This is a genomic window from Flavisolibacter ginsengisoli DSM 18119 (assembly GCF_900129295.1).
In the GTDB taxonomy this organism is placed as follows: domain Bacteria; phylum Bacteroidota; class Bacteroidia; order Chitinophagales; family Chitinophagaceae; genus Flavisolibacter; species Flavisolibacter ginsengisoli.
Genome location: NZ_FQUU01000013.1, coordinates 75,891 through 100,447, shown reverse-complemented (window position 1 = coordinate 100,447; position 24,557 = coordinate 75,891). Strand labels below are relative to the sequence as shown.

Annotated in this window: 19 protein-coding genes and 1 pseudogene; 12 read left to right on the top strand and 8 right to left on the bottom strand. The window is 40.0% G+C overall.

Annotated elements, in window-relative coordinates; genetic code table 11:
• Window positions 1–47: 47 nt before the first annotated feature.
• The 4 genes from BUA53_RS14865 to BUA53_RS14850 form a co-directional block, all read right to left on the bottom strand.
• Entirely contained in the window at window positions 48–503 is a 456-nt protein-coding gene (locus BUA53_RS14865) for a protein-disulfide reductase DsbD domain-containing protein (protein ID WP_072836174.1), read from the bottom strand.
• A gap of 71 nt (window positions 504–574) precedes the next feature.
• Window positions 575–1,252, bottom strand: coding sequence for a phosphoribosylformylglycinamidine synthase subunit PurQ (purQ, locus tag BUA53_RS14860; RefSeq protein ID WP_072836173.1), 678 nt, complete (start codon window positions 1,250–1,252; stop codon window positions 575–577).
• A gap of 49 nt (window positions 1,253–1,301) precedes the next feature.
• The gene (locus BUA53_RS14855) at window positions 1,302–2,285 is read right to left on the bottom strand and encodes a hypothetical protein (protein WP_072836172.1); all 984 of its coding nucleotides are present in this window, start codon (window positions 2,283–2,285) and stop codon (window positions 1,302–1,304) included.
• A gap of 12 nt (window positions 2,286–2,297) precedes the next feature.
• Window positions 2,298–3,818, bottom strand: a complete 1,521-nt coding sequence (locus tag BUA53_RS14850) for a hypothetical protein (RefSeq protein WP_072836171.1) — start codon at window positions 3,816–3,818, stop codon at window positions 2,298–2,300.
• A 207-nt stretch (window positions 3,819–4,025) separates the two neighbouring features.
• Between BUA53_RS14850 and BUA53_RS14845 the strand changes: the two genes are divergently transcribed.
• Together BUA53_RS14845 and BUA53_RS14840 are read left to right on the top strand one after the other, a co-directional pair.
• Window positions 4,026–6,041 (top strand): KUP/HAK/KT family potassium transporter, encoded by a 2,016-nt coding sequence (locus tag BUA53_RS14845; RefSeq protein WP_449401671.1) that lies wholly within the window; start codon window positions 4,026–4,028, stop codon window positions 6,039–6,041.
• Window positions 6,042–6,472: 431 nt separating this feature from the next.
• Window positions 6,473–7,609, top strand: a complete 1,137-nt coding sequence (locus BUA53_RS14840) for a hypothetical protein (RefSeq protein WP_072836170.1) — start codon at window positions 6,473–6,475, stop codon at window positions 7,607–7,609.
• Between the two features lie 45 nt (window positions 7,610–7,654).
• Here BUA53_RS14840 and BUA53_RS14835 read toward each other — a convergent pair whose 3' ends face one another.
• Window positions 7,655–8,566 carry a S66 peptidase family protein gene (locus BUA53_RS14835; RefSeq protein ID WP_072836169.1) on the bottom strand — a complete coding sequence of 304 codons (912 nt, stop codon included), beginning with the start codon at window positions 8,564–8,566 and terminating at the stop codon, window positions 7,655–7,657.
• A 142-nt stretch (window positions 8,567–8,708) separates the two neighbouring features.
• Here BUA53_RS14835 and metG point away from each other — a divergent pair.
• The 8 genes and pseudogenes from metG to BUA53_RS14795 all read left to right on the top strand — a co-directional run.
• Window positions 8,709–10,874 (top strand): annotated as a pseudogene (gene metG, locus BUA53_RS14830) (methionine--tRNA ligase); the annotation flags it as partial.
• Window positions 10,875–11,032: 158 nt separating this feature from the next.
• On the top strand, window positions 11,033–11,752 hold the full coding sequence (locus BUA53_RS14825) for a c-type cytochrome domain-containing protein (protein ID WP_084080115.1): 720 nt from the start codon (window positions 11,033–11,035) through the stop codon (window positions 11,750–11,752).
• Window positions 11,733–12,116: a hypothetical protein gene (locus BUA53_RS14820; RefSeq protein ID WP_139256459.1), complete on the top strand. Its 384-nt coding sequence runs from the start codon at window positions 11,733–11,735 to the stop codon at window positions 12,114–12,116. Before BUA53_RS14825 ends, BUA53_RS14820 begins: the two co-directional genes overlap by 20 nt.
• A gap of 96 nt (window positions 12,117–12,212) precedes the next feature.
• Complete coding sequence (locus tag BUA53_RS14815) at window positions 12,213–12,650, top strand: OB-fold protein (RefSeq protein ID WP_072836166.1); 438 nt, start codon at window positions 12,213–12,215, stop codon at window positions 12,648–12,650.
• Between the two features lie 21 nt (window positions 12,651–12,671).
• Window positions 12,672–13,226, top strand: coding sequence for a YceI family protein (locus tag BUA53_RS14810; RefSeq protein ID WP_072836165.1), 555 nt, complete (start codon window positions 12,672–12,674; stop codon window positions 13,224–13,226).
• A 7-nt stretch (window positions 13,227–13,233) separates the two neighbouring features.
• Window positions 13,234–14,109, top strand: coding sequence for a DUF5777 family beta-barrel protein (locus BUA53_RS14805; protein ID WP_072836164.1), 876 nt, complete (start codon window positions 13,234–13,236; stop codon window positions 14,107–14,109).
• Between the two features lie 194 nt (window positions 14,110–14,303).
• On the top strand, window positions 14,304–16,685 hold the full coding sequence (locus BUA53_RS14800; RefSeq protein ID WP_072836163.1) for a 3-hydroxyacyl-CoA dehydrogenase/enoyl-CoA hydratase family protein: 2,382 nt from the start codon (window positions 14,304–14,306) through the stop codon (window positions 16,683–16,685).
• Between the two features lie 17 nt (window positions 16,686–16,702).
• Window positions 16,703–17,362, top strand: a complete 660-nt coding sequence (locus BUA53_RS14795; RefSeq protein WP_072836162.1) for a peptidase M10 — start codon at window positions 16,703–16,705, stop codon at window positions 17,360–17,362.
• Window positions 17,363–17,364: 2 nt separating this feature from the next.
• Here BUA53_RS14795 and BUA53_RS14790 read toward each other — a convergent pair whose 3' ends face one another.
• Window positions 17,365–18,285 (bottom strand): TIGR01777 family oxidoreductase, encoded by a 921-nt coding sequence (locus BUA53_RS14790; RefSeq protein WP_072836161.1) that lies wholly within the window; start codon window positions 18,283–18,285, stop codon window positions 17,365–17,367.
• Between the two features lie 125 nt (window positions 18,286–18,410).
• Here BUA53_RS14790 and BUA53_RS14785 point away from each other — a divergent pair, with 125 nt between their 5' ends.
• Complete coding sequence (locus BUA53_RS14785; RefSeq protein ID WP_072836160.1) at window positions 18,411–19,307, top strand: ABC transporter ATP-binding protein; 897 nt, start codon at window positions 18,411–18,413, stop codon at window positions 19,305–19,307.
• Between the two features lie 48 nt (window positions 19,308–19,355).
• Complete coding sequence (locus tag BUA53_RS14780) at window positions 19,356–20,171, top strand: ABC transporter permease (RefSeq protein WP_072836159.1); 816 nt, start codon at window positions 19,356–19,358, stop codon at window positions 20,169–20,171.
• Window positions 20,172–21,068: 897 nt separating this feature from the next.
• Here BUA53_RS14780 and ftsZ read toward each other — a convergent pair.
• Together ftsZ and ftsA are read right to left on the bottom strand one after the other, a co-directional pair.
• Complete coding sequence (ftsZ, locus tag BUA53_RS14770; protein ID WP_072836157.1) at window positions 21,069–22,970, bottom strand: cell division protein FtsZ; 1,902 nt, start codon at window positions 22,968–22,970, stop codon at window positions 21,069–21,071.
• Between the two features lie 204 nt (window positions 22,971–23,174).
• Complete coding sequence (gene ftsA / locus BUA53_RS14765) at window positions 23,175–24,545, bottom strand: cell division protein FtsA (RefSeq protein WP_072836156.1); 1,371 nt, start codon at window positions 24,543–24,545, stop codon at window positions 23,175–23,177.
• Between the last annotated feature and the right edge of the window lie 12 nt (window positions 24,546–24,557).

Below are 24,557 nucleotides of genomic sequence, written 5' to 3'. Positions count from 1 at the left end.
AAACGAGTCCTTAAAAAGAACTCGTTTTGCTGAACTAATGGTTCATATTATTTTAAGGCTATTGAGAAATTCACAGATTTAGGAGGCAGACATTTCTCATCGTTACAAGTTTGAAATTCCAACTTGCCCGTTACATTGGTTTTTGCCTTTCCCTTTATTTTCACTTTCTGTACAAATAACACTTTATTACTGTATTGATTGGCAGAAACATCCAGGGTCTTATCCTTGAATTTTTCCATTTTGCCAACTTCCTTCACTTTACCACTCATATCCAATAAAGGGTTCTTATTGAATTGAAATGAAGTGGGTTGTGCTATAGCGTCTGCAGGTTGAGATTGAGAGTATAAATGCCATCCTTGCTGAATTGTAGCCAACATTTGTATTTCGTATTCCTTATCTCCCAATTTTTTACTGGTAAATGTCCAACTAACAGGATTGATGTTTTGCGCTGATGCAACAGCCACAGTGAAGAAAACACTAAGAATCAATAGTAATCTTTTCATGCTCCAGATTTATGTCAACAAATTTCTAATATTAAAATTTGAAAACTTGTTAAAGTAGGGGTAAGGAAACCTTAAATGACACCTTCCATCACCTCGGAAAACAATATCTCGAAAATTTTCCTGCCGTCAGTATTTCCTAATAATGAAGAACAAGCTCTTTCAGGATGGGGCATCATACCAAAAACATTTCGGGTTTCATTACAGATACCCGCAATATTTCGGACTGAACCATTGGGGTTAGCTTCAGGAACTAAATTTCCTTTTTCATCACAATAACGGAATAGAACCTGGTTATTTTTTTCCAGGATATCCAGCGTTGCATCATCGGCATAATAACGGCCTTCGCCATGTGCAATTGGTATCTTATAAACCTTATCCTGGACGTCCTTTATATACAGGTTTTTGCAGACATATTGCTGGTTATTGTTACGTAATAATGCACCCGGCAGTAAATGAGATTCGCATAAGATCTGAAAGCCATTACATACGCCTAATACTTTGCCTCCATTTTTAGCAAACTCAATAATGCTTTGCATGATGGGGCTAAATCGGGCTATGGCACCTGTACGCAAATAATCTCCATAAGAAAATCCCCCGGGAAGTACAATACAGTCCTCAGTAGTAAATTCAGAAAGATCACTGTCTTTATGCCACAACATTATACATTCCTGGTTTAGGTCATGTACCAGGGCGTTGTACATATCTCTGTCGCAATTAGAGCCTGGGAAAACCACAACACCAAACTTCATATATTAAGTTTTGAACTGCAAAGATAGTTTGCAGAGGTCATTTTTCCTTTTAATGCACTGTTGCAGTACCATATTGCATATACAGGATATAGCCAATAGCCATAATAAATAATAACGATGATATGATTTTCCTGGTCTGGTAGAAATACGCACAGGCATGAAAAAGGGCAAAAGGGGCAGCTATAAGCATCCATGCCTGGAGCGCATGATGGCTGTTAATAAAGGGAACGAAAAAGGATAATAAAAGATACAGTAATATGATGCTCCAGTTCTTTCTTACCTGGATAAGCATTTTTCTTAAATGTGTCTGGATATAATAGCCTCCCATAATAAAAGGAATCGCAATAAGAAAGGTACTAATGGCCAGCCACAGAGAGTTTTTAAGCTGGGGAACAGCAAAAGAAACTTCGGGCACAAAATTCTTAAAGTTCAACCTGTCAGTCAGAAAAAGGTATATGCCATAAAAATAATAAGGCGTAATACAGCCAAGAAGGAACAAAATGATCTCGTTAAACCTAAAAGGTTTCAGGATCATTAGTCCTAAAATTATGCATATAATAAAACAGGCAGAAGGAAAGTAGATATAGGAGCTTAACCCTGTTATTAAGCCAATATTATACACCTGTGCTTTTGCAATAGGAGAATTATATAACCGGAAAAGCGTAATGAATATCCAAATAATAAAAGTAGCGCTTAAAAGAGGTGCAGATAAATAACTCCATTCCGGCAACAAAGATGTAATCATCAGGTATGACATTCCGGGCAGGAAGTTCTGCCTTGCCATCATACGATACTCATTGGCCAGGTAAGTAATTAATAAAGCCTGCAGGTACAATAAGCCAAATGAAATCAAACTGCAAAGCAGCCCATTATTTGCAGGCAGCATACCAATAAACCACTGGTATAATGGTCCATCCTGTTCAGAAAAAGTAATATTCTTTGGAAATAAGAATAGTGGCAGCTTCAATAATAGGCCAAAGATCAGCAGGACAACGACATTACCTGGAGATTTTTGTTTAAACAGTCCAATCACATAGCAATGCTATTAATTAAATTCGATTTTAGCAAAGCAAATGTAATTGCGATAGTAACACGGAATGATCAACTGGTAACTACTTACCTGTTTGCCATACTTAGGTAAAAATTCATAACCCCTGTCCAGGTTCTTTAAAGTAGGGTTATGATTCAACTCTCCACCAGGAGAAAGGGTGTAATCATTCAACAGTAAGGCCCTTCTTTCATCAACATTAAAAAGATAGTGAATCTGGCTACCCGTATTGGCCATAAGGTAGGATATCCTGTCGTCAGATTCATCATCATATTGCTCTTTATGAATGACGCCGCTCCATTCCAGCTTTCCGGTTTTATCAAAGGAAAGAATGGTTACATTATCCGCATGCCTTCTTACATTTTGATTGTTGTAATACCTGTCTCTCCAATACCAATTGCTGTAATATGGAGAATACATGCTGTAATAATCATAGGTGGACAAAGGGTATCCGTATAGATAATTATACCTGTTCCAGTTATTATTACGTGAGGTAGTGTAATAGGATTCAGCATTTATAACAAATCCACCATCCTTTTTAATTACAATATTTCTGACAAAATAATCATTGAAAGCCATTTTTATATTCGCATCACCCTTTGCGTCGTTTCTTATATCTTCCCCGAGGGCCACAGCATTCTGCAGAATCGGCTGCCTGGATAGTTTATCCCACACATAAAAATAAAACCCTTCAATATTTCCTCTTTTCTTGGTGTAATAAAAGGAAGTGAGAAAGTATCGCTTATTGGAATTATCAACTTTTACATGCAATTCATCTAAAAGTATCTTATCCTGCGGTACTTCTATTGCTGTTACCGTATCTACTGCTGCAGGCTTCCAGAATAAGATAGTACGGTTAATTGTTTCATTATTATTCCTGTTGAACTTAACAAATACAAGATCCCCATCATTATCAATATTGAACTCATCCAGGTTATCATCCCTTTCCTCCATATCCATAGTAAACTGGTTGCGCTTTTGAAGCATCAGTTCGGCATCAAAAAGTAGGGTTGTAATGATAAACCTCGATTTATTCTTTGAGTTGATCTTGAATACCATAAGTTTTGACTTATTCTCATTAGTTATGGTGGAGTAGATCTTATTACTGGCCGTAAATCCTATATGCGAAGTATCCAGGGTGAGGATATCTGAGGCCCTTTTACCATTACCGTCAACCTTCACCGCATTACAGTAGACAACATTCTTTTTCTGGTACTGGTAGATAATATAACTAAAATCATTGTAAGCGAAGAAGTCCACATTGATCAACTTATCTTCCGGTATATAATCCTGTTCGACCTTACTTACTTCTTCCATTTCATTGTTGTACACGCTTACATAGCTTTTATTGCGGCTATTCTTATAGATCAGGAAATTACCAGACACCTTACCTATAACCTCGAAGTTCATTCTACGAGTATCATCGTTACCGGGCTGGGAATATATTATCCTTTGTGCATTTAGAACAGTGCCTGAAGCAAGGAGGAATACTGTAATTATAATTGGTGCAAATCGCATAAAAAGCAAAATCTTTAAACTATTAAAGTTAATCGTTGTATTTTATTTTAATAAGACGTATAAAAACTAAAGCGGATGCATGGAGAGACCGTTAAGATGTTCACAAGTTTGCTTTTAATACTATTCCTCACAATCCCGTGAACACATTCAAATTTCAAACTATTGCCTTGTTTCTGATTGTGCATCTATTAATTTTAACATATACCTTTGGCAATTCGCCTTGAAACCATCAAAAATTACAACACAGGTACATTGAAAGCACCACTTAATAAGGTTACTGTTGCAGGATTAGTTATAGCGTTAGGTATTATTTATGGAGACATAGGCACTTCCCCCTTATATGTTTTTAATGCTATAATTACCAATAGGACAATCACTGAAGAATTGATTATTGGGAGCTTATCCTGTATCATCTGGACAATCACCTTACAAACAACCATTAAATACGTTCTTTTGGTTTTACGCGCCGATAACCGGGGTGAGGGCGGAACCTTTGCCCTATATGCTTTGGTGCGAAGACAAAGAAAATGGCTGGTGATTCCAGCCATGATAGGAGGTTCTGCTTTGCTTGCGGATGGCATCATTACACCTCCCATTTCTATCACTTCAGCGGTTGAGGGACTTAAAAAGATCCCGACTTTCCACAATATTGAAGAATATGTAGTGTACATAGTCCTTGTCATTCTTGGGCTATTTTTCTTTTTACAGCAATTCGGCACCGCCTCAATTGGAAGGTTCTTTGGGCCAATTATGTTCATATGGTTTAGTATGCTTGCTGTCCTTGGCATTGTTCACTTATCGGACGACTGGACCATTTTCAGGGCATTTAGTCCAACTTATGCCTTTCATTTTTTAAGGTCATATCCCAATGCATTGTGGCTGTTAGGAGCTGTATTTCTTTGTACAACAGGAGCCGAAGCGCTATATAGTGACCTTGGTCACTGTGGCAGGGGAAACATACGAGGCTCCTGGAGTTTCGTCAAAATATGCCTGATCCTAAATTACCTTGGCCAGGGAGCCAGCCTTTTAAGTCATCATACAGGCCTTACTATTACAGACTCTGTTAGAGAAAGCCTGGGAATCAATGCCTTTTATGACCTTATGCCAGAATGGTTCATTATCATAGGTGTTATAATAGCAACTACTGCGGCTATTATTGCCAGCCAGGCAATGATCTCCGGATCTTTTACCCTTATAAGCGAGGCTATGCGCCTAAATCTTTGGCCTAAACTGAAGATACGCTACCCTTCCGAAGCCAGGGGGCAGTTGTTTATCCCGTCTTTAAACCTACTGATGTTCATGGGTTGCGTAGGTGTGGTACTTTATTTCAGAACCTCCCAAAGAATGGAAGCGGCTTATGGCCTGGCAATCATAGTCACTATGTTGATGACTACGATCTTGTTTTCCAATTTCCTCGTTGCCCGAAGGGTAAAGCCCATTTATATCTGGATATTTCTTTCCGTATACTCTGTTGTAGAAATATTATTCCTATTTGCCCTTTTACAAAAATTCACACATGGTGGGTATATCACCCTAATGATAGGTGGTTTGATGTTCCTGGTTATGTATGCCTGGTACCGGGCAAGGAAGATTAAAAACAGGTACGTGGAATTTGTACGCTTGGAACATTATATTCCAAAGATCCAGGAACTTAGCAATGACCGTTCTATCGTTAAATATGCCACTCACCTGGTATACCTGACAAGTGCCGATAATCCAAAAGAGATAGAACATAAGATCATTTACTCCATACTTAATAAAAAGCCTAAAAGGGCAGATATCTACTGGCTTGTGCATGTGGACACCCTGGATGACCCATACACCATGGAATATAAGGTGGATCACATCATTCCTAACGACATTATTCGAGTGGATTTCCGACTGGGTTTCAGGGTTGAGCCACGTATTAACCTCATGTTCAGAAAAGTAGTTGAAGACCTGGTAACCAACCGGGAGGTTAATATAACAAGCCGGTATGAAAGCCTTGAGAGAAGTAATATTGTTGGTGATTTTTCCTTTGTAGTGATGGAAAAATACCTCAGCCAGGATAATGACCTCCCTTTCCTTGAAAGAGTGGTTATGAAATTTCATTTCTGGCTTAAAGAAATTTCACTTTCCGAAGAAAGAGGTTTTGGATTGGATCCAAGCAATGTTACTGTTGAAAAATTTCCGCTTATTGTAGCACCTGTAACCAACCTGAAATTGAAACGTATTGAAGACTAGGTCTTCCCTTGTTCAGCAGTTTAAAGCATTTGTTGCTAAAATATAGTACCTCTTTCCATGATTGGATTTGGAACATGGATTGTGTAACCATATACCTATAATTTCTGAAAAGGAAATTCTGGATTACCAGGCAATAAATAAAAGCATAGGGCCTGTAAGTGAAACACCATAACTCAATTGTTTAGGAATAAATAAAACCCTGGTAACTCCATATAATTGAGAAATAGATAACGTTCCAAAAAGGCAGGAAGTTAACACCACTTAAAAAGACCAGTTTTTAAAACTAATTCAGTCAACCTGATTGCATTCCACGCTCCTATTTGTTATATTGGTCCCCAAATTCAACCCGTTTTCCTGTTAATTTAGGTTTAAAATCAATTTTACGGGTAACATTTGCGGGGTGTTTTGAATCCAATATATAAAACCAGACTATGTTTAAATTCTACCTTCTTTTACTTGCCTGTTGCACATATTTTGCAGGCTGTAAATCAGCAAACAAAGCTTACCAGAAAGGCGATTATGCAGATGCCATTGAACTCGGGGTTAAAAAGCTGCAAAAAGATCCTAACGACTATGAAACAAAAGAAATAGTACAGAGTTCATATACCTATGCCGTTAATGAGGGAGAAAACCAAATAAGAATTCTTTCTAATAGTAGTGATGACAATCGCTATGAGAAAATATACCAGTCTTATTTAAGACTACAGGACCTTTATCAAACCATTCATGCTTATCCAGTCCCTGCAAGAATTATAAGGACTAAAGATTATTCGGAATATGTTGAAACTTATCGGAATAAGATTGCGGATATTCATGTAGAAAGAGCTGAAAAGTGGATGGCAGCCGCTAATAAAGAGTCTTACAAAGAGGCATATAAAGAACTGGCTATTGCAGTCCGGTATAAGCCGAATGACTTTAACCTCCAAAGAAAAAAGGATACCCTGTACAACCAGGCAGTTACAAAGGTGCTGGTATTGCCTATGCAGAATTATGGCGGTTACCAGTATGCAAGCTCCACACAGGTGCAAAACTTTCAGAATGAGATCATCAGGACGTTATCCTATAGCATGAATAATGAATTTGTAAAATTCTATTCCGAATGGGAATCCAGGAATAAAGGTATAAAGCCTGACCAGTCATTGGAGTTAAACCTAAGTCGTATTTCTATAGGACAACCCTATGATAATAAGACCTCCAGGGAAGTTTCTAAAGAAGTTGTAATAAAGGAAACAGTTTATAAGCCAGATTCCGTTATTAAACAATATGGTACGGTCAAGGCAAAAATAACAAGTATTAAAAGATCCTTGGTGTCAGAAGGCGACCTGATGATCACTATTAGGGATGCACAGGGCAAAGCTATTTGGAGCGACCGTTTCACTGGTGAACATAACTGGAAAACAGAATTTGCCAGCTATACCGGGGATGAAAGGGCCTTAAGTGATAATGATAAAACGATTCTGAATAAAAATGAGGTTACACCTCCCACACAGGAAGAAATAACCAGGGAACTATTCAAACAGATACAAAACGACCTGTCCAACCGCCTCCGCAATTATTATAACCAATAGGCTAATAATTATATTAATTGATTTAGTGCCCGGAATTCCCGGGCATTAAACTTCAGCTAATCTAACAATATCCTCTTGTACAGATAAATGATAACCCACTCCTATCTTCAATGAAAGGTTCTCAGTACTGTGGCTTACAGGAAAATCATAACATACAGGAAACTCATATTCCTTCACATGTTCATAGATTATCTCCTGTATGGTTTTTCCAAAAGGTCTTTCTGTATCCTTCATATCAGTGAAGCCACCAATGATCAAGCCAGCAAGCTTATCAAATTTGCCACTCCTCTTTAATTGTAACAGCATCCGGTCAATACTGTATAGATATTCTCCTATGTCTTCCAGGAACAAGATCTTGTTCTTTGTTTTAATATCAGAGCTGGTACCAATAAGATGAGCCAGCAGGGATAGATTCCCTCCTACTAAAGCACCCTCTGCTTCCCCCATTTTATTATTGGCTGCAACAGGTACTTCATATTTGACTGGTGTACCCTCCAGGGCATTTTTTAATGACTTAATATAATCATTATTAAAATTGCCATCATTAAAAGCTGCCGCCATGGGAGCATGTAAGGAAGCAATTCCATAACGCTCATAAAGATGGCAATGGAGAACCGTTATATCACTAAACCCTATGACCCATTTAGGGTGCTTTCTGAACTTTTTAAAGCTGATATTGTCTATTATACGACTCATACCATACCCTCCGCGGGCACATAAAATAGCCTGTACTGACCTGTCATCCATCATTTCCTGGAGATCTGCCAGGCGCTCTTGGTCTGTTCCGGAAAAATAATTCCCTGACCTGCTGTTGGCAGTGGCTCCAAGCCGCACAGAAAAACCCCAATCCTGGAGAGTGTTAATGCAGGTTTCCATTTTTTCCAAAGGCATATATCCTGCTGGCGCCACTATTCCAATGCAATCGCCTTTTTTTAAATAGGGAGGAATTTGAATCATAATGCTTAATTGCCAGCACAAAATAAACCTTGTTGGGCCAAATAAAAAGCAGTTGGCGCCTTTGCGGTATTTTTGCAAACTTCCTGTGCATGCAACTATTGAAAATACGGTGATACAGGATAGTTAAAGATTCAAAAGAGGAGTTAATACAATGAACCAGCCCAAAAGATATTTAATTACTTCTGCCTTACCATATGCTAATGGACAAAAACACATAGGACACCTGGCAGGAGCCTATATACCCGCAGATATTTATGTACGGTATTTAAGAGCACAAAAGCGGGATGTAGTGTTCGTTTGCGGAAGCGATGAACACGGTACAGCCATACCTATACAGGCTATGAAAGAAGGCACTACCCCTCGCGAGATCATTGATAAGTATCATGTCATCATGAAACAAAACTTTGATGACCTGGGTATATCCTTTGATATTTACGACCGTACCTCTAATGCTATACATCATGAAACAACCCAGGAATTCTTTACTTACCTGAATGATCGGGGTGAGCTGGAAGTAAAAGAAACAGAACAATATTATGATGAACAGGCTCAAACCTTTCTTGCCGACCGTTATATAAAAGGCACTTGTCCCAATTGTGGCTTTGAAAGCGCTTTTGGTGATCAATGTGAAAGATGTGGCACTGCATTAAGTCCTGATGAACTGATAAACCCCGTCAGCACTTTAAGTGGTAATACCCCTATAAAAAAACTAACAAAACATTGGTACCTACCCCTTAACAGGCATGAAGACTGGCTTCGCAACTGGATACTGAATGAACACCAGAAAGATTGGAAAGCCAATGTATTGGGTCAATGCAAGAGCTGGATAGATGCCGGCCTTCAACCCAGGGCTGTAACCCGTGATCTTGACTGGGGGGTTAAAGTTCCGCTGCCAGATGCGGAAGGCAAGGTTTTGTATGTATGGTTTGATGCTCCTATTGGTTATATCAGTGCCACAAAGCAATGGGCGCTTAACACCGGCAATGACTGGAAGCCTTACTGGCAGGATAAAGACACCAAATTGGTACACTTTATAGGAAAGGATAATATTGTTTTCCATTGCCTGATATTCCCTGTAATGCTTCATTTGCATAATTATATAGTTCCTGACAATGTTCCCGCCAATGAATTTATGAACCTCGAAGGTGATAAAATGAGTACCAGTCGCAATTGGAAACTGGATATGCAGGACTATATAGATGATTTCCTTAAAAAAGAAAATGGCGGGCCACAAATGGCAGATGCCTTAAGGTATTATCTTACTACTATCCTTCCTGAAAACAAGGACAGTGAATTTACCTGGAAAGGATTCCAGGATGCTGTTAACGGAGAACTGGTTGCTGTATTTGCCAACTTTTTCAACAGGACGTTTGTGTTGATGCACAAACTTACCAATGGAAAAGTTCCGCGATTCCACAACAACATTATTGACGAAAAGGATAAAGAATTAATAGCAGAAATAGAATCAGCAAAGCCCAGGATAGAAAAGCTGCTTGAGGAATACAAATTCAGGGATGCTTTATTTGATGTCATAGACCTTGCCCGGAAAGGAAATAAGTACATGCAGGAGAAGGAACCCTGGATAAAAGCTAAACAGGTAAATGCAGAAGGCGCAATTCTTCCGGAAGTGCAGGAACAGATAGATAACTGCCTGCATGTTTGCTTACAGCTTTGTGCCAATATGGCCATTTTCATCAATCCCTTTCTTCCGCATACAGCTAAAAAAATGTGTCAAATGATGAAAGTGGTTGACAAAATGCTTGAATGGGAAAATGCAGGTAAAACAAAGCTTTTAAGTGTTGGTTATTCCTTAAGGGCGCCAGAATTATTATTCAGGAAAATTGAGGATGCCGAGGTACAATTCCAGGTTGAAAAATTAAAAAAAGGATTAGCACAATCAAAAATGGAACAGGAACAAAATAAACAGCCGGTGAGTCAGCCTTCAAGCATAGCAACTACAGAGCGTATTCCTGAAGATAAACCAGAGATCCAGTATGATGATTTTGCCAAACTGGATCTGCGCATTGGAACTATTACCCATGCGGAAAAAGTTGAAAAAGCTGATAAGCTATTAAAGTTGCAGGTGAATATGGGCAGCCAAATAAGGACCATTGTTTCAGGTATAGCGCAGCATTTTAAACCAGAGGACCTTGTCGATAAGCAGGTTATTGTAGTAGCAAACCTGGCACCCAGGAAAATGCGGGGTATAGAAAGCCAGGGTATGATACTTACAGCTGAACAGGCAGATGGGAAACTGATACTGGTTAACCCAAATGCACTAGCTGAAAATGGGTCAGAAGTAAGGTAGGTACTATAAGCAGGCAACCTTTTTCCTTTCTGCCTCGTTTTAAGAATTAAACATATTTGTTAGTCTTGTCTTAATGATTTCAATCATAACAAGGCTGCCGAAATATTCTTTTTCAGGAAGCGTTTTCATTTTAATTTTTCAGTAAACTACGCCTTTCTATGAAAAAGATGCATGTTGTATACCTGGGGTTTATCTTGGCTATAATTGCATTTATACAATCCTGTAAGCATGAGTTTCCTGCTGCTAACCCACCCCAAAACGGTGGTGAGAATCCGCCTATTATATCAACAGGATGCAGTGCTGATACTGCCTATTTTCAGCAACAGGTATTGCCCATTTTCGTTTCCAATTGTTCTTCTGCAGGTTGCCATGATGCTGCTTCCCACCAGGAAGGCATCGTACTGACGAATTACAATTCTATAATGAATACCGGTAAAATAGTTCCCGGACAACCGGCCAGGAGCAAATCATGGGTAAAGATCAGTGAATCAAATTCAAATGACAGGATGCCTCCCCCACCGTATAATCCATTGAGCCAGCAGCAAAAAGATATCATTTATAAATGGATTATGCAGGGGGCTCAAAATAATGCCTGCCAGGAGCTTCAATGTGATTCTGTTAATGTCACTTATTCCACAACTATAAAAAACCTGCTTGCCAATAAATGTATCGGCTGCCATAATAATTACAATGCCTCGGGTGGTTATGATCTTAGCCAATACAGTGGTGTAAAAGCCAGGGTAGATGATGGAAGGCTCTGGGGATCTGTTAACTTTCTTACAGGTTTTTCCTCAATGCCCAAAAATGGACAGAAGCTTTCTGATTGTGAATTAAATCAATTACATAAATGGATATCGAATGGCGCACCCAATAATTAATAGAAAACAAAGCATACTATCTATCTCACTGCTAATGTGTATGATGATCATTGCCGGATGCTATTATGATATTGAACCAAACCCTGGCACTTGTGACACCAGTCATGTTACCTATTCAACAACCATTGCGGGCATCATACAATCAAATGGTTGCCTGACACCAGATTGTCATGGCGGAAACAATCCCATTTCGGGCATAAGGTTAACAGATTACAATTCTGTAAAAGCAATGGAAACCAGGTTGTTCGGAGCTATCAACCACTCTTCGGGATTTGTGGCCATGCCGCAGAATGCCGGCAAAATAAGCCAATGTGAAATAGATAAGGTTCAGGCTTGGATAAAAGCTGGTGCGCCTAATAATTAAATTACAATGAACATTTTCTTTTATATAACAATTAATAAGGGTGGTTAGAAATAGATTTGATAAGCCATTGTTCTAAAGAAAATTAAACACCAGGAAATGAATAAAAAGGTTTTTTTGATCATAATAGTTTTGATTGCTATAACTGGGTTGGTGTATGCCATTCGGGAATATAACCGAACCAATAAAGACCTTAAAAATGTAAACCCGGATTACACCACCAATATGAATACCCTGGTGGCAGACTATGAAAAAGATTCATCAGGTTTCTATAAAAAATATATTGATAAGGTAATTGCTGTTTCAGGTACAGTCAAAAGTATTGACATGGACGGAAGCCCGGTTATCATTTCATTGGGAGAAAGCGGATCCATGTCTTCGGTAAAGTGCAGTATGGACTCCAGTTACACTAATTACAAAAGCGTAAAAGAAGGTAACCAGGTGGCTATAAAAGGCATTTGTTTTGGCGCAAGCTCAGATGCACTTTTTGGCACTGATGTTTCACTTAACCGGTGTATTCTAATAGAAACAAAATAATCATACTCTAAATAAAACGCAATGTTGAAATTCAAATGTTTAATTGTTATTGCTTTCATTTTATCAGTTAATGCGCAAGCACAGGATAAATTTTATACAAAAACGGGTAAAATAGAATTTTCTTCAAAAGCTCCTATGGAAGATATTGAAGCAAAAAATAAAACCCTTGCAGGGCTGCTGGATACAAAAACCGGAATGATGCAGTTCTCTGTACTGATGAAAGGATTTGAATTTCCAAAGGCACTGATGCAGGAGCACTTTAATGAAAATTATATCGAAAGTGATAAATATCCCCGCGGCGACTTTAAAGGTTCTATTTCAAATAACAAGGATATCAACTATACTGTTGACGGTACCTATCCGGCAGAAGTAATAGGCAAACTAACCCTACATGGTGTTACAAGGGATCTTAAAACAAAAGGCACAGTAAAAGTGGAAAATGGAAAGGTGCAAACAAACGCAACTTTCAACGTTTTACTTTCTGACTACCAGATAAAAATACCTTCCGTGGTAAAAGAAAAGCTTTCTAATAATATAGTGGTTATGGTGGAGTGTAAAATGGATCCTCTTAAATAAATCGATTATGAAGCCAAAACTAGCCCTGCTCCTTTTAGCAATTGTACTATTTAATAAAGCAAACAGCCAGGATTCTACCGACCTGTTCAAACAATTGGGTGTAGATGAACCCCAAAAGGAATTGGTATATGCCTCTTTCAAATCCTCAAGGATCATTATGTCACATAGTGTTGAAATGCTGCGTGAGGGAGTTTTGGATTTCAGGATACTTCATCGCTTTGGCAAGGTAAGTGGCGGCACCTACGAGTTTTTTGGCCTCGATGGGCCAGCTACCGTTAGGTTGGGATTAGATTATGGACTAACAGATAATATTTCCTTTGGCATAGGACGGAGTGCTTATAAAAAGGAGTTAGATGGTTTTTTAAAGTATCGTCCCTTACAACAATCCAAAGGCCCTGGAGCATTTCCTGTTTCATTGGTAGCAGTAGCCGGAATGACCTATGCAGCAGATACAATTACCAAAAGATATCATTCTTCTGATCGTTTTGCTTTTTACTGGCAGGCACTTATAGGAAGAAAATTCAATGACGCCCTTACTTTACAAATTATGCCAACTATGCTTCATAAAAATATTGTAGCACAGGGTGAGCACAATGACCTTTTTGCAGGTGGTTTCGGAGGACGTATAAAATTATCCAAACGCATATCTTTCAACGTTGACTATTATTATGTTATCAACCAGGTGCCCGGAATAACCAATCCATTATCTGTTGGTTTCGACATAGAAACAGGTGGACACGTTTTCCAATTACACTTTACCAATGCAAAAGGCATTAATGAACGTGCTTTCCTGGCAGAAACAGCCGATCACTGGGATAATGGGGACATCCAGTTTGGATTCAATATTTCCAGGTCCTTCCAGCTAAAAAAGAAAAGGTCTTAAGCAGTACCCTTTTTAGTGTTGAATGAGCAAATAGAAATGCCTGGATAAAACCCTTTGGCGTGACAGGGTTTTGTTGCATTTTACTCCTCTTTTATTTCAATGTAGGCACACCTGTTTCCATGTCTTAAACTCGTCTTTTCTATTCTCTTTTTGCAGTATCTTCACTCTAAATAGTTGTTTAACTAACTAATTTTATGAGTAAACGAATTATCAAGAAGATTGCAGTATTAGGCAGTGGAGTTATGGGTTCACGTATAGCCTGTCATTTTGCAGGAATAGGCGTGCAGGTAATTTTATTGGATATAGTTCCCACCGAGGCAAAAGAATCTACAAACAAATTACTTCGCAATAAACTCGTAAATGATTCACTGCAGGCAGCCATTAAAAGCAATCCTTCTCCGGTTTATACAAAGGATGCAGTGAAAAGGATTGCTACTGGAAATTTTGATGATGATTTGAAAGAAATTGGTACATGCGACTGGATCATTGAAGTGGTAGTGGAACGACTGGATATTAAAAGGGCTCTGTATGAGAAGGTGGAAGGTTTCAGAAAAGCCGGAACCCTGGTTACTTCCAATACCTCTGGCATTCCCATTCATTTATTAAGTGAAGGCAGATCAGAAGATTTCAAAAAGAATTTTTGTGGCACTCACTTCTTTAATCCCCCGCGTTACCTCAGGCTCCTTGAGATCATACCAACTCCGGATACTGACCCTTCAGTAGTTGATTTCCTTATGAACTATGGCGATCTGTATTTGGGTAAGACCACAGTACTGGCTAAGGATACTCCGGCATTTATTGCCAATCGCATTGGTGTATATGGCATGATGGCCATTTTTGGATTAATCGAAAAATTAGGATTATCTATAGATGAAGTAGAAGCCTTAACAGGACCTGTTATTGGCCGTCCAAAATCTGCCACCTTCCGCACGGCAGATGTTGTCGGGATAGACACCTTGGTAAAAGTGGCAAAAGGTGTATATGACAGTTGTCCCAATGATGAACAAAGAAATGTATTTCAAATACCAGCCTGGTTAAATAAAGTAGTAGAAAACAATTGGCTGGGCGATAAAACAGGCCAGGGTTTCTTTAAAAAAGTAAAAGGCAATTCAGGTGAAAAAGAGATCTTCACCCTTGACTTAAAAACCCTGGAATATCAACCAAGGCAAAAAGCAAAATTTGCCTCTTTAGAAGCTGCAAAACCAATTGAAGACCTCAGGCAGCGATTGAAAATGCTGGTTTCATCCCAGGACAAAGCCGGAGAGTTTTACCGCCATTTTCATTACGGGCTATTTTCTTATATCTCTAACAGGATACCTGAGATCAGCGATGAAGTGTATCGCATTGATGATGCCATGAAAGCCGGTTTTGGATGGGAAATTGGTGCGTTTGAAAGCTGGGATACATTGGGCGTAGAAAAGACAGTTCAGGCCATGAAAGCTGCAGGTTATCCTGTGGCAACATGGGTAGATGAAATGCTTGCTGCCGGGAACAAAACCTTTTACAAGGTAGAAAATGGAAATACACTTAGCTACGATCCAGCTTCTAGATCATATAAATCTATTCCCGGCTCCAAAGATTTTATCATCCTGGAAAATTATAAGGACAAAACAGTTTGGAAGAATGGGAGCACAAATATTTATGATATAGGTGATGGAGTGCTTGGCGTTCAATGGAACACCAAAATGAATAGTATTGGTGGTGATGTGCTGGCTGGTATCAGCAAGGCCATTGAAATGGCAGAAAAAAATTATAAAGGTGTGGTCATTGCCAATGAAGGAGCCAACTTTAGCGCCGGCGCCAATGTAGGTATGATCTTCATGTTTGCCATTGAGCAGGAGTATGACGAACTGGATTTCGCCATTCGGGCCTTTCAAAATACGATGATGCGCTGCCGTTATTCTTCTGTGCCTGTTGTTGTTGCGCCTCATGGGCTGGCACTTGGAGGTGCCTGCGAAATGAGTCTGCATAGTGACAAGGTTTGTGCTGCAGCTGAAACCTATACAGGGCTCGTTGAATTAGGTGTGGGCCTGATACCTGGTGGTGGGGGTACAAAAGAGTTTGTATTAAGGGCTTCAGATGAAATGCACGAGGATGAACCGGAAACCATCACATTAAAGAATAGATTCCTCACTATTGCTACTGCCAAAGTAGCCACATCAGCTTTCGAGGCTTATAATCTTGGTATCTATAGAAAAGGGCTTGATGAAGTGGTTGTCAATCAAAATCGCAGGGTACTGGAAGCCAAAAAATCTGTTATCGAATTCTATGATAGCGGTTACAGCATGCCCGCCCAGCGAAAAGATATAAGAGTACTCGGCAGAAGTGCACTCGGTGCCCTTTATTCCGGGATCCACGGCATGTGGCGCGCTAACTATGCTACTGAGCACGATGTTACTGTAGCTAAAAAACTGGCTTATGTTATGTGTGGAGGAGACCTCAGTGAACAAACGCTGGTGAGCGAACAATACTTGCTCGACCTGGAAAGAGAAGCATTTTTATCACTTTGCGGGGAGAAAAAGACATTGGAAAGAATTCAAAGCGTTTTGAAAGGTGGTAAACCTGTCCGCAATTAAGCTATCGGTATAATAATATGGGTGAAGCTGAACTGAACCTTGAGGAGAAATCGATTGTCATACGTTCTCATATCATCACTTATGGTTCCATGGCTGATGATATACTCACTGAACGCATCCGTTCAGAGATTGAAACTATGTGGAATGAACCCGGGGCAATTTGTATTATCAACAATACCTCCCTGCAAGTCAACTTCCGCATCAGTGCTGAACTAAAGAAAGACATTGACCAAATGGAGGTCTTACAAAATACCAACCCTCTCAATAATTATTTCCGTATTGAATCCTTTGTGCATGGCAACATTTCATTTGTCGATGGATTGGGTTCTAACTCAGGATACTTTTTATTAGAAAATTTATATGAGGGTTCTACTACTGCGGCACATGAGTATGGACATACATTGGGACTTGACCACCCTATTTTCCTTGACATCCGCGGCCAGGGTGTGCCTGGGATCATGTATCCCCGTGGAACGCTGGTAGATCCTTCCTTCCAATATGATCCAAGCAAACCTGCAGGTGTTACAGGAGGAACCATGCATCCTATGTACCGCAAGGTTAGAATAGAAGATGTAGATAGTTTAAAACTAAATAAACTCAGGTTTCAAAATAACAAAGCTATTGTAGGCGGATTCACCAATATTTATCATTGGAACCATGCTGCTATTAATCTTTGAACCTATTTTTTTAATAATGCCGCTACGGCTTTGTCTATGGTAGGATAGAGAAATATAAAACCCCTTTGTTCCACCTTTGCTGAACTAACAGTAGTACTTTTTAAAACCTCTATACTCATTTCGCCTAACAGCGTTTTCAATACAATGGAAGGAACAGGTAGAGGGATAAATATTTTATTCTTTTGCCTTGCCATGGCTAACACTAACTCTCTATTAGAAACCGGAACAGGTGCTACAGCATTATAAGTACCCTTCCACGCCTCGTCTTCCAGTGCTGCAATATATAGCCGCACCATATCGTCTATATGTATCCAACTGATCACTTGCTTCCCGCTTCCTAAAATGGAAGCAATCCCAAAATGTAATGGCTTTTCGAACTCCTTGTAAGCGCCACCCTGGCGGCTCAGCACAATGCCAGTTCTAAAAATTACCAGTCTTTTACCCATTTGAATAACAGGATTAAGTGAAGCTTCCCATTGACTGACTGTCTGGCCTAAGAAATCATGGTAGGGTGGCATTTCTTCAACAAAAGGCGAAGCTGGCATTTGGTCCGGTCCGTAATAACCAATAGCAGAAGCACTCAGAATGGTGCATACTTTATTAGGCACTTCCCGCAAAGCTTTTATGATCAATTCCCCTCCCTGAACACGGCTATCAATGATTTCCTTTTTCCGTTCATCAGTCCATCGCTTCTCCGCAACATTTGCCCCAGCCAGGTGAATAATGGCATCTGCAGAAGCAAAATCATGGGCATTGTAAGTACCCTTTCCCGGATCCCATTGTGAATAAGATAAGTTCCCGGTTTTCTTTTTGTTGGAACTATTTCTGGTGAGTATAATTACCTGGTGTCCCTTTTCAACCAGGCTTTTTGTAAGTGCTGATCCTATCAAACCTGTACCACCAGTTATCATTACTATTGCCATAAGGTCATTTGTAATTTACTAACAAAGGAAAGCAAAAGATGGTTGGTATATAGAATAATCCAATTGGTGGAAAACCAATTGCGGAAACAACCATAACCGGTTATCTTCAGAAAAATTATGGAATAATGGACGCAGTTCTTTCGCTGAATAACATTTCAAAATCCTACGGCCCTATCCAGGCACTAAAAAATGTTTCATTCGAGGTTCCACCGGGTACCGTCTTTGGCATTTTGGGACCTAATGGCAGTGGCAAAACCACCCTCCTTAGCATTATACTGGATGTACTTAAGGCCAATAATGGAAACTTTCTATGGTTTGGGCATGCAGGTTCGCCTGAACAGAGAAAAAGGATAGGTTCATTGCTGGAAACCCCCAACTTTTACCATTACCTCAGTGCTGTGGACAACCTGAAGATCACCCAAAGCATCAGCAAAAGAGGAAACCTTCAGGATATAGATATAGCCCTGAAAAAAGTAAACCTGTTTGACCGGAGAAAAAGCCGTTTTAGCACGTTTAGCCTTGGCATGAAACAAAGGCTGGCAATTGCGGCTGCGTTGTTAGGAAGTCCAAAAGTGCTGGTACTTGACGAGCCTACAAATGGCCTCGACCCGGTAGGTATAGCCGAAATCCGGAACCTGATAGTGGAATTGAAAAATAATGGCCACACCATTATCATGGCCAGTCACCTTTTGGATGAAGTAGAGAAAGTATGTACGCATGTAGCCATATTGAAATCTGGTACATTGATAACAACCGGTGATGTGGACGATGTATTAATGGACGAGGACCTTGTTGAAGTTAAAGCGGCAGACATAAATGCACTGGCAGCAGCATTAAAACAATTTGGTTCAGATATTATCATTAATAATGAAGCAGGCACCGTATTGCTCAAGCTTCCAAAGGGAAAAGCCCACCCGGAAGAGATAAACAGTTATTGCTTCAGCCAGGGTATTGTTCTTTCTCATTTGTTACTTAAAAAGAAAAGATTGGAAGCTCGCTTCTTTGAGCTTACCAATAACTAATAAACGTTTCCCTACTTATTAAAAGAAAAATAGTTAATACTGCTTATTATGAAAGGTCTTTTAAATACTGAATGGCTAAAGCTAAGAAAGTACCCGGCATTTTGGTGGATGACTGGCATTATCGCCCTGTCTTACCCCGGGGTTAATTATATATTTTATCATATTTACCAACAAGTAATTAGCAAAGGGGATACAACAGCACAAATGGTAAAAATGCTTGTTGGCAACCCATTTACCTTTCCTGAAGTATGGCATACTGTAGCATATGCTTCTTCCCTCTTTATCTTTATCCCATCTGTGGTTGTTATTATGTTCATTACCAATGAGTATACGTATAAGACCCATAGGCAAAATATTATTGATGGCTGGAGTAGAAAACAGTTTATCGCCAGCAAATTCATTGATGTTTTATTATTGACAGCCCTGGTTACTGTTTTATATTTGTTGGTAGCCCTGGCACTTGGTGTTTTTAATAATGGTGAACCCACTGCAACTATCTGGAGCGGTTCAAAATATATAGGATTATTTGCCCTGCAGGCCTTCTCCCAGTTATCCATTGCCTTCCTGATAGCATTCCTGGTAAGAAAAGCATTTGTTTCTTTAGGCATCTTCATATTTTATTTTATCATTCTCGAGCCAGTCATTGTTGGTATTGCCAAATTGAAGGCCAATGACCTAGGCCGGTTTATGCCACTTGAAATATCTGACAGGTTAATCCCTGTGCCGGCTTTCCTGGCTCGGTTGGGAGAGACCAATTATAAGGCAGCGTTGGCTGCTATAAATCCGCACATCATTTATACCCTGGTACTGACAACCCTGGTATGGATCCTTTGCTTCCGTATCAACAGCCGAAGAGACCTTTGACCCAATCATCAGCAGGACCAATTTTTATCCCATTTCCATCCTGGCTGGATGGTAAAAAATCTGCAACCTGCGATGTAGCTACGGCATGGCTTCTCCCTACCTTCTCCCTATCTACGGTATAGATACTCCGTGCGGGCACGGAGTATCTATACCGTTACTATAGCCTAGATAGGGAGGAGGTAGGCTGGAGATAGCTGGAAGGATAGAATAAGAACCATACAGCAGGTAAGGCAGCTGCTTGCCGGTCTTTGGGGAATAACTCAATTTATCTAAGTAATCAATGGGTCTTATAATAGATTGAAAAATCTTTGACTAATCATTAATAATAGAAATACTCATTGAACGTCAATAGGTTATTGCCATGGGTATTCAGTATTCATTAAAATTTGCAAACTCTGAACAAAAAAGTACCTACTTATGGGTATTTTTTTTAATAAACTCGTAGCTAATATTGTAACAACAACTTACTGCAAAAGAATCTAGCATGCACAAAGTGTATCCTCCGTCTGTACTCTTATCCCAGGAAATAAGCTGCCCAAAATGTAAATGGGAAGGCAAGGGAACTGAAATAAAACAAGAAGAACTTATCCTAACACATGCCATTGAATTATACTGCCCTTGCTGCAATGGATACCTGGGATTTATTAGCCAGCCTGACGAGGAGTAAGTTATGCCTCTTTGATTGTGTCTATATTCAAACTCTAAAAGCCGCTTTTGGTTTTTAGTGATTAACATTTTCTGCCTCCTTTTGCCCAGACACAAAAAACCCCCATCGTAAACGATGGGGGAACAACTAAAAACACAAGCCTATTCTGGTGTCCCAAACAACTGAGGACAGTGGCTTCAATGAAACGGACCAGGCCATAATTATGACATGGAACCTTTAAAAACAGGGAATTAATCAGGCTTTTTCCCGTCTAAAAAACTATTAATGGTACTGATGGTAGCGCTGTTCTTACCATCATCTTTCACTGTGTAATTGCTATAGAAATTTTCAACAGAGGAGACTGTGTTGTATAATTCCATATTGCGGCGGATATACGCAGGAACCGCTTCAAACTCATTATTAGGATCTGCAGCATTAATATTGAACGACAAGTTGCGCAACTTTTGTAATCGTTCTGCCGCTCTCCTTTTTTGATCCTCCGTCCCGTCCTGCAAAGCAGGGTCCTCGACTGGGGGAATGTTCGGTGTTTGAGTATGGTGGCTCTCAGTAGTATCCGCCGCTTTCGGAATGTCGTTACGTATCACCAGCTGCATGTCGAAGGTTTCCTGGTCTTCTACTTTTGCAATAGGTGGTGTAACCGGTTTTTCTTCCAGAGGTTTGGAAGTGAAAACTTCCGGTTTGGACTCCGCATAAATATTGGATGGTCTGGCCAGATATCCTCCCGACGCTGCAGACGCCTGGGAAGTATTTTGAACAGGCTTTGCAGCCTGGTTATCGGTAGATAATATAGATCTGCGAAGTTTTTCAAAACGGTCATCAAGCTCTTGTTTCTTGCGCTCGAGTTCCTTTTTTTCTACCTCCGCCTCTGCACTTTCATCCTTGATCTTTAGTTGCAGATGAACAGGAGCCTCAGGCTCTTCTTCTTTTTCTTCAACCTGGCTCAAGGATCCTAAATGTAAATCAAAATCTGCATCCTGCAATTGAGGCATTGGAATTTCTTCAGCAATGGTATTTTCATCTATCAGCCTTGGAGCCAAGAGATCTTCTTTGGTGGGAGTGGTGGTGGCTTCAGGCTTTGGGATGGGCTGCTCTCCAAGGGTCATTACGATCCTTTCTGGTTGCTTCGGAGCTTCCTGGCGTGGAGCCTCCCTGCGGGTAAATGGATCTTTATGCTGGAAGCCGGTTGCAATCAGTGTAATACCGATCTGGCTGCCCAATGTATTGTCATAACCCAATCCAAGGATCACATCTGTATTTTCTCCTGCCTGGCTTAATAAATGATTCTGGATGATCTCAACTTCGTCCATTGTAAATTCATGCTCACCTTCGGCCGAATTGATATTTATTAAGATCCATTTAGCGCCACGGATCTCGTTATCATTCAGCAATGGAGAATTCAGTGCATCTTCAATAGCACGTTGAGCACGATTTTCACCTTCACAAGCCGCATTACCCAGGATAGCCACACCACCATTTTTCATGACTGTGCAAACATCCGCAAAGTCAACGTTGATCTGGCCTGTACTGTTGATCACGTCAGTGATGCATTTAGCCGCAGTGGCCAAAACATTATCAGCTCTTGAAAACGCCTCACGCATTTTAAGGTTACCAAACTGGTGACGTAGTTTGTCGTTACTGATCACAAGCAAAGTATCGACATACTGCTTCAGATTTTTTATTCCCTCTTCTGCCTGTTGCTGTCTTTTTTTGCCTTCGTAAGAAAAAGGAGTGGTAACAATACCAACGGTAAGAATGCCAAGGTCTTTACATATTTTGGAAATGATAGGAGCTCCACCAGTTCCTGTACCACCGCCCATTCCGGCAGTTACAAAAGCCATCTTTGTATTCACTTCAAGAATACGCTTGATCTCTTCCAGACTTTCTTCAGTAGCCTGGCGGCCGATCTCAGGATTGGCACCTGCACCAAGGCCTTGTGTAAGGTGTGGCCCCAGTTGTACTTTGTTTGGCACATTGCTTTGGGCTATTGCCTGTGCATCTGTGTTACATATTATAAAGTTGACACCCTCTATATTTTGGGAATACATGTGGTTCACAGCATTGCTGCCTCCACCACCTATGCCTATCACTTTTATTATGGATGATTTCTCTTTGGGGAGATCAAAATGAATCATAAGATTTTGATTTGTGTCGTTACTGATTTGGCAACAACGGATGAATGAATTTTAAATGGATGATGATTTGTTTCTGTTTAAAAACTTCTTTATTCTTTCGAGGCCATTCTCCAGTCAAAAAGCTTACCATTTTTTCCCTTTTATAAATGAGTAAAAGCTTTTTTATAAATACTGTACTAAAGAATGCATCTCTGAAACAAAGAATTAAAAGTTGTGATCTTCTTCTTCGCGAAAAATTTCAATTAAACTTGTTTTAAACTTTCCCCAGAAGTTACTCATGCCTTTTCGCCTTTCGGTTGTAATAATACTACCATTGGCTTCTACCACTTCAGACATTTCTTCAGTTTCTGTGCGCAAGTTATCAGGAACGGAAACAGCTTTAAAAGTGTGTTCAAATTGCTTTCGGTTGTGCTCATAATCATCATATCCCTTTAGTATCAATCCAAGACAGGTTGCATACGTGGGCTTAGCCAGCTCTTCGATATGTCCCGCCGCAAGATGCTCTGTGGGCAATCCTATGCGGCAGTTCAGTCCTGTAACATATTCGGTTAATTGTATCAAATGTTTTAATTGAGATCCACCTCCTGTGAGTATGATACCTCCATTCAACATTTTATTATCTAATCCAACTTGCTTTAAATGATAGGTAACAAAGTCCAGTATCTCGCTCATGCGGGCCTGGATGATGTTTGCCAGGTTCTTTACACTGATCTCTTTAGCAGGCATGCCCCTGAGACCAGGAATGGTAATGTAGGCATTTGCCTTGGCTTCATTTGACAATGCACTGCCAAACTGCACCTTCATTTGCTCGGCCTGGGTTTTTAATACACCCAAACCAGTTTTGATATCGTTAGTGATATTTTCACCTGCAAATGGAATAACAGCAGTATGCTTCAGAATGCCTTCATAAAATACGGCAAGATCTGTAGTACCGCCACCTATATCTACGATTGCTACACCCGCCTCCATGTCTTCCTGCGCCATAACAGCAGCAGATGAAGCAAGGGGTTGTAATACCAGGTCCTTTGTGATCAACCCTGATTTCTCAACAGAACGGTTGATATTACGGATAGCATTTTTATCACCAGTTATGATGTGGAAGTTAGCACCAACTTTCACCCCTCCATAACCAATTGGGTCGGCAATGTTTTGAAAATTATCAACGGTGTATTCCTGAGGAATAACATCGATGATCTGGTCTCCAGCCGGAATGTACGTTTTGTACTGATCTGCTATCAGCTGGTCAATTTCTTTTTGAGAGATCTCGTTTTCTGTGTCATGGCGAACAATATCGCCACGTGTTTGTAAACTCTTGATGTGGTGGCCTGCAATACCTACGTATACTTCGTTCACTTCCAGGTTTGGATTGGAAGCATAACAGGCATCAAGCGCCTGCCTGATTGCCTTGATAGTTTCATCGATGTTTAAAACCTGTCCGTGTTTTACTCCGTTGGAGTTGGACTTGCCAAAGCCAAGGATCTCCAGCTTGCCCCATTCATTTTTTCGTCCTGCAATGACGGCAATTTTGGTGGTTCCAATGTCAAGCCCCACAATAATTGGTTGCTCGTTGTTCATGTCTATGTTGTT

What these genes read in the sequence shown, in the direction of transcription:
- BUA53_RS14820 (WP_139256459.1), top strand. Translation starts at nt 11,733, where the DNA reads ATGGCGCACCCAATAATTAATAGAAAACAAAGCATACTATCTATCTCA.
- BUA53_RS14785 (WP_072836160.1), top strand. Translation starts at nt 18,411, where the DNA reads ATGGACGCAGTTCTTTCGCTGAATAACATTTCAAAATCCTACGGCCCT.
- BUA53_RS14865 (WP_072836174.1), bottom strand. Translation starts at nt 503, where the DNA reads ATGAAAAGATTACTATTGATTCTTAGTGTTTTCTTCACTGTGGCTGTT.
- BUA53_RS14840 (WP_072836170.1), top strand. Translation starts at nt 6,473, where the DNA reads ATGTTTAAATTCTACCTTCTTTTACTTGCCTGTTGCACATATTTTGCA.
- purQ (WP_072836173.1), bottom strand. Translation starts at nt 1,252, where the DNA reads ATGAAGTTTGGTGTTGTGGTTTTCCCAGGCTCTAATTGCGACAGAGAT.
- BUA53_RS14800 (WP_072836163.1), top strand. Translation starts at nt 14,304, where the DNA reads ATGAGTAAACGAATTATCAAGAAGATTGCAGTATTAGGCAGTGGAGTT.
- BUA53_RS14850 (WP_072836171.1), bottom strand. Translation starts at nt 3,818, where the DNA reads ATGCGATTTGCACCAATTATAATTACAGTATTCCTCCTTGCTTCAGGC.
- BUA53_RS14805 (WP_072836164.1), top strand. Translation starts at nt 13,234, where the DNA reads ATGAAGCCAAAACTAGCCCTGCTCCTTTTAGCAATTGTACTATTTAAT.
- ftsZ (WP_072836157.1), bottom strand. Translation starts at nt 22,970, where the DNA reads ATGATTCATTTTGATCTCCCCAAAGAGAAATCATCCATAATAAAAGTG.
- BUA53_RS14825 (WP_084080115.1), top strand. Translation starts at nt 11,033, where the DNA reads ATGAAAAAGATGCATGTTGTATACCTGGGGTTTATCTTGGCTATAATT.
- BUA53_RS14810 (WP_072836165.1), top strand. Translation starts at nt 12,672, where the DNA reads ATGTTGAAATTCAAATGTTTAATTGTTATTGCTTTCATTTTATCAGTT.
- BUA53_RS14815 (WP_072836166.1), top strand. Translation starts at nt 12,213, where the DNA reads ATGAATAAAAAGGTTTTTTTGATCATAATAGTTTTGATTGCTATAACT.
- BUA53_RS14790 (WP_072836161.1), bottom strand. Translation starts at nt 18,285, where the DNA reads ATGGCAATAGTAATGATAACTGGTGGTACAGGTTTGATAGGATCAGCA.
- BUA53_RS14780 (WP_072836159.1), top strand. Translation starts at nt 19,356, where the DNA reads ATGAAAGGTCTTTTAAATACTGAATGGCTAAAGCTAAGAAAGTACCCG.
- BUA53_RS14835 (WP_072836169.1), bottom strand. Translation starts at nt 8,566, where the DNA reads ATGATTCAAATTCCTCCCTATTTAAAAAAAGGCGATTGCATTGGAATA.
- BUA53_RS14795 (WP_072836162.1), top strand. Translation starts at nt 16,703, where the DNA reads ATGGGTGAAGCTGAACTGAACCTTGAGGAGAAATCGATTGTCATACGT.
- ftsA (WP_072836156.1), bottom strand. Translation starts at nt 24,545, where the DNA reads ATGAACAACGAGCAACCAATTATTGTGGGGCTTGACATTGGAACCACC.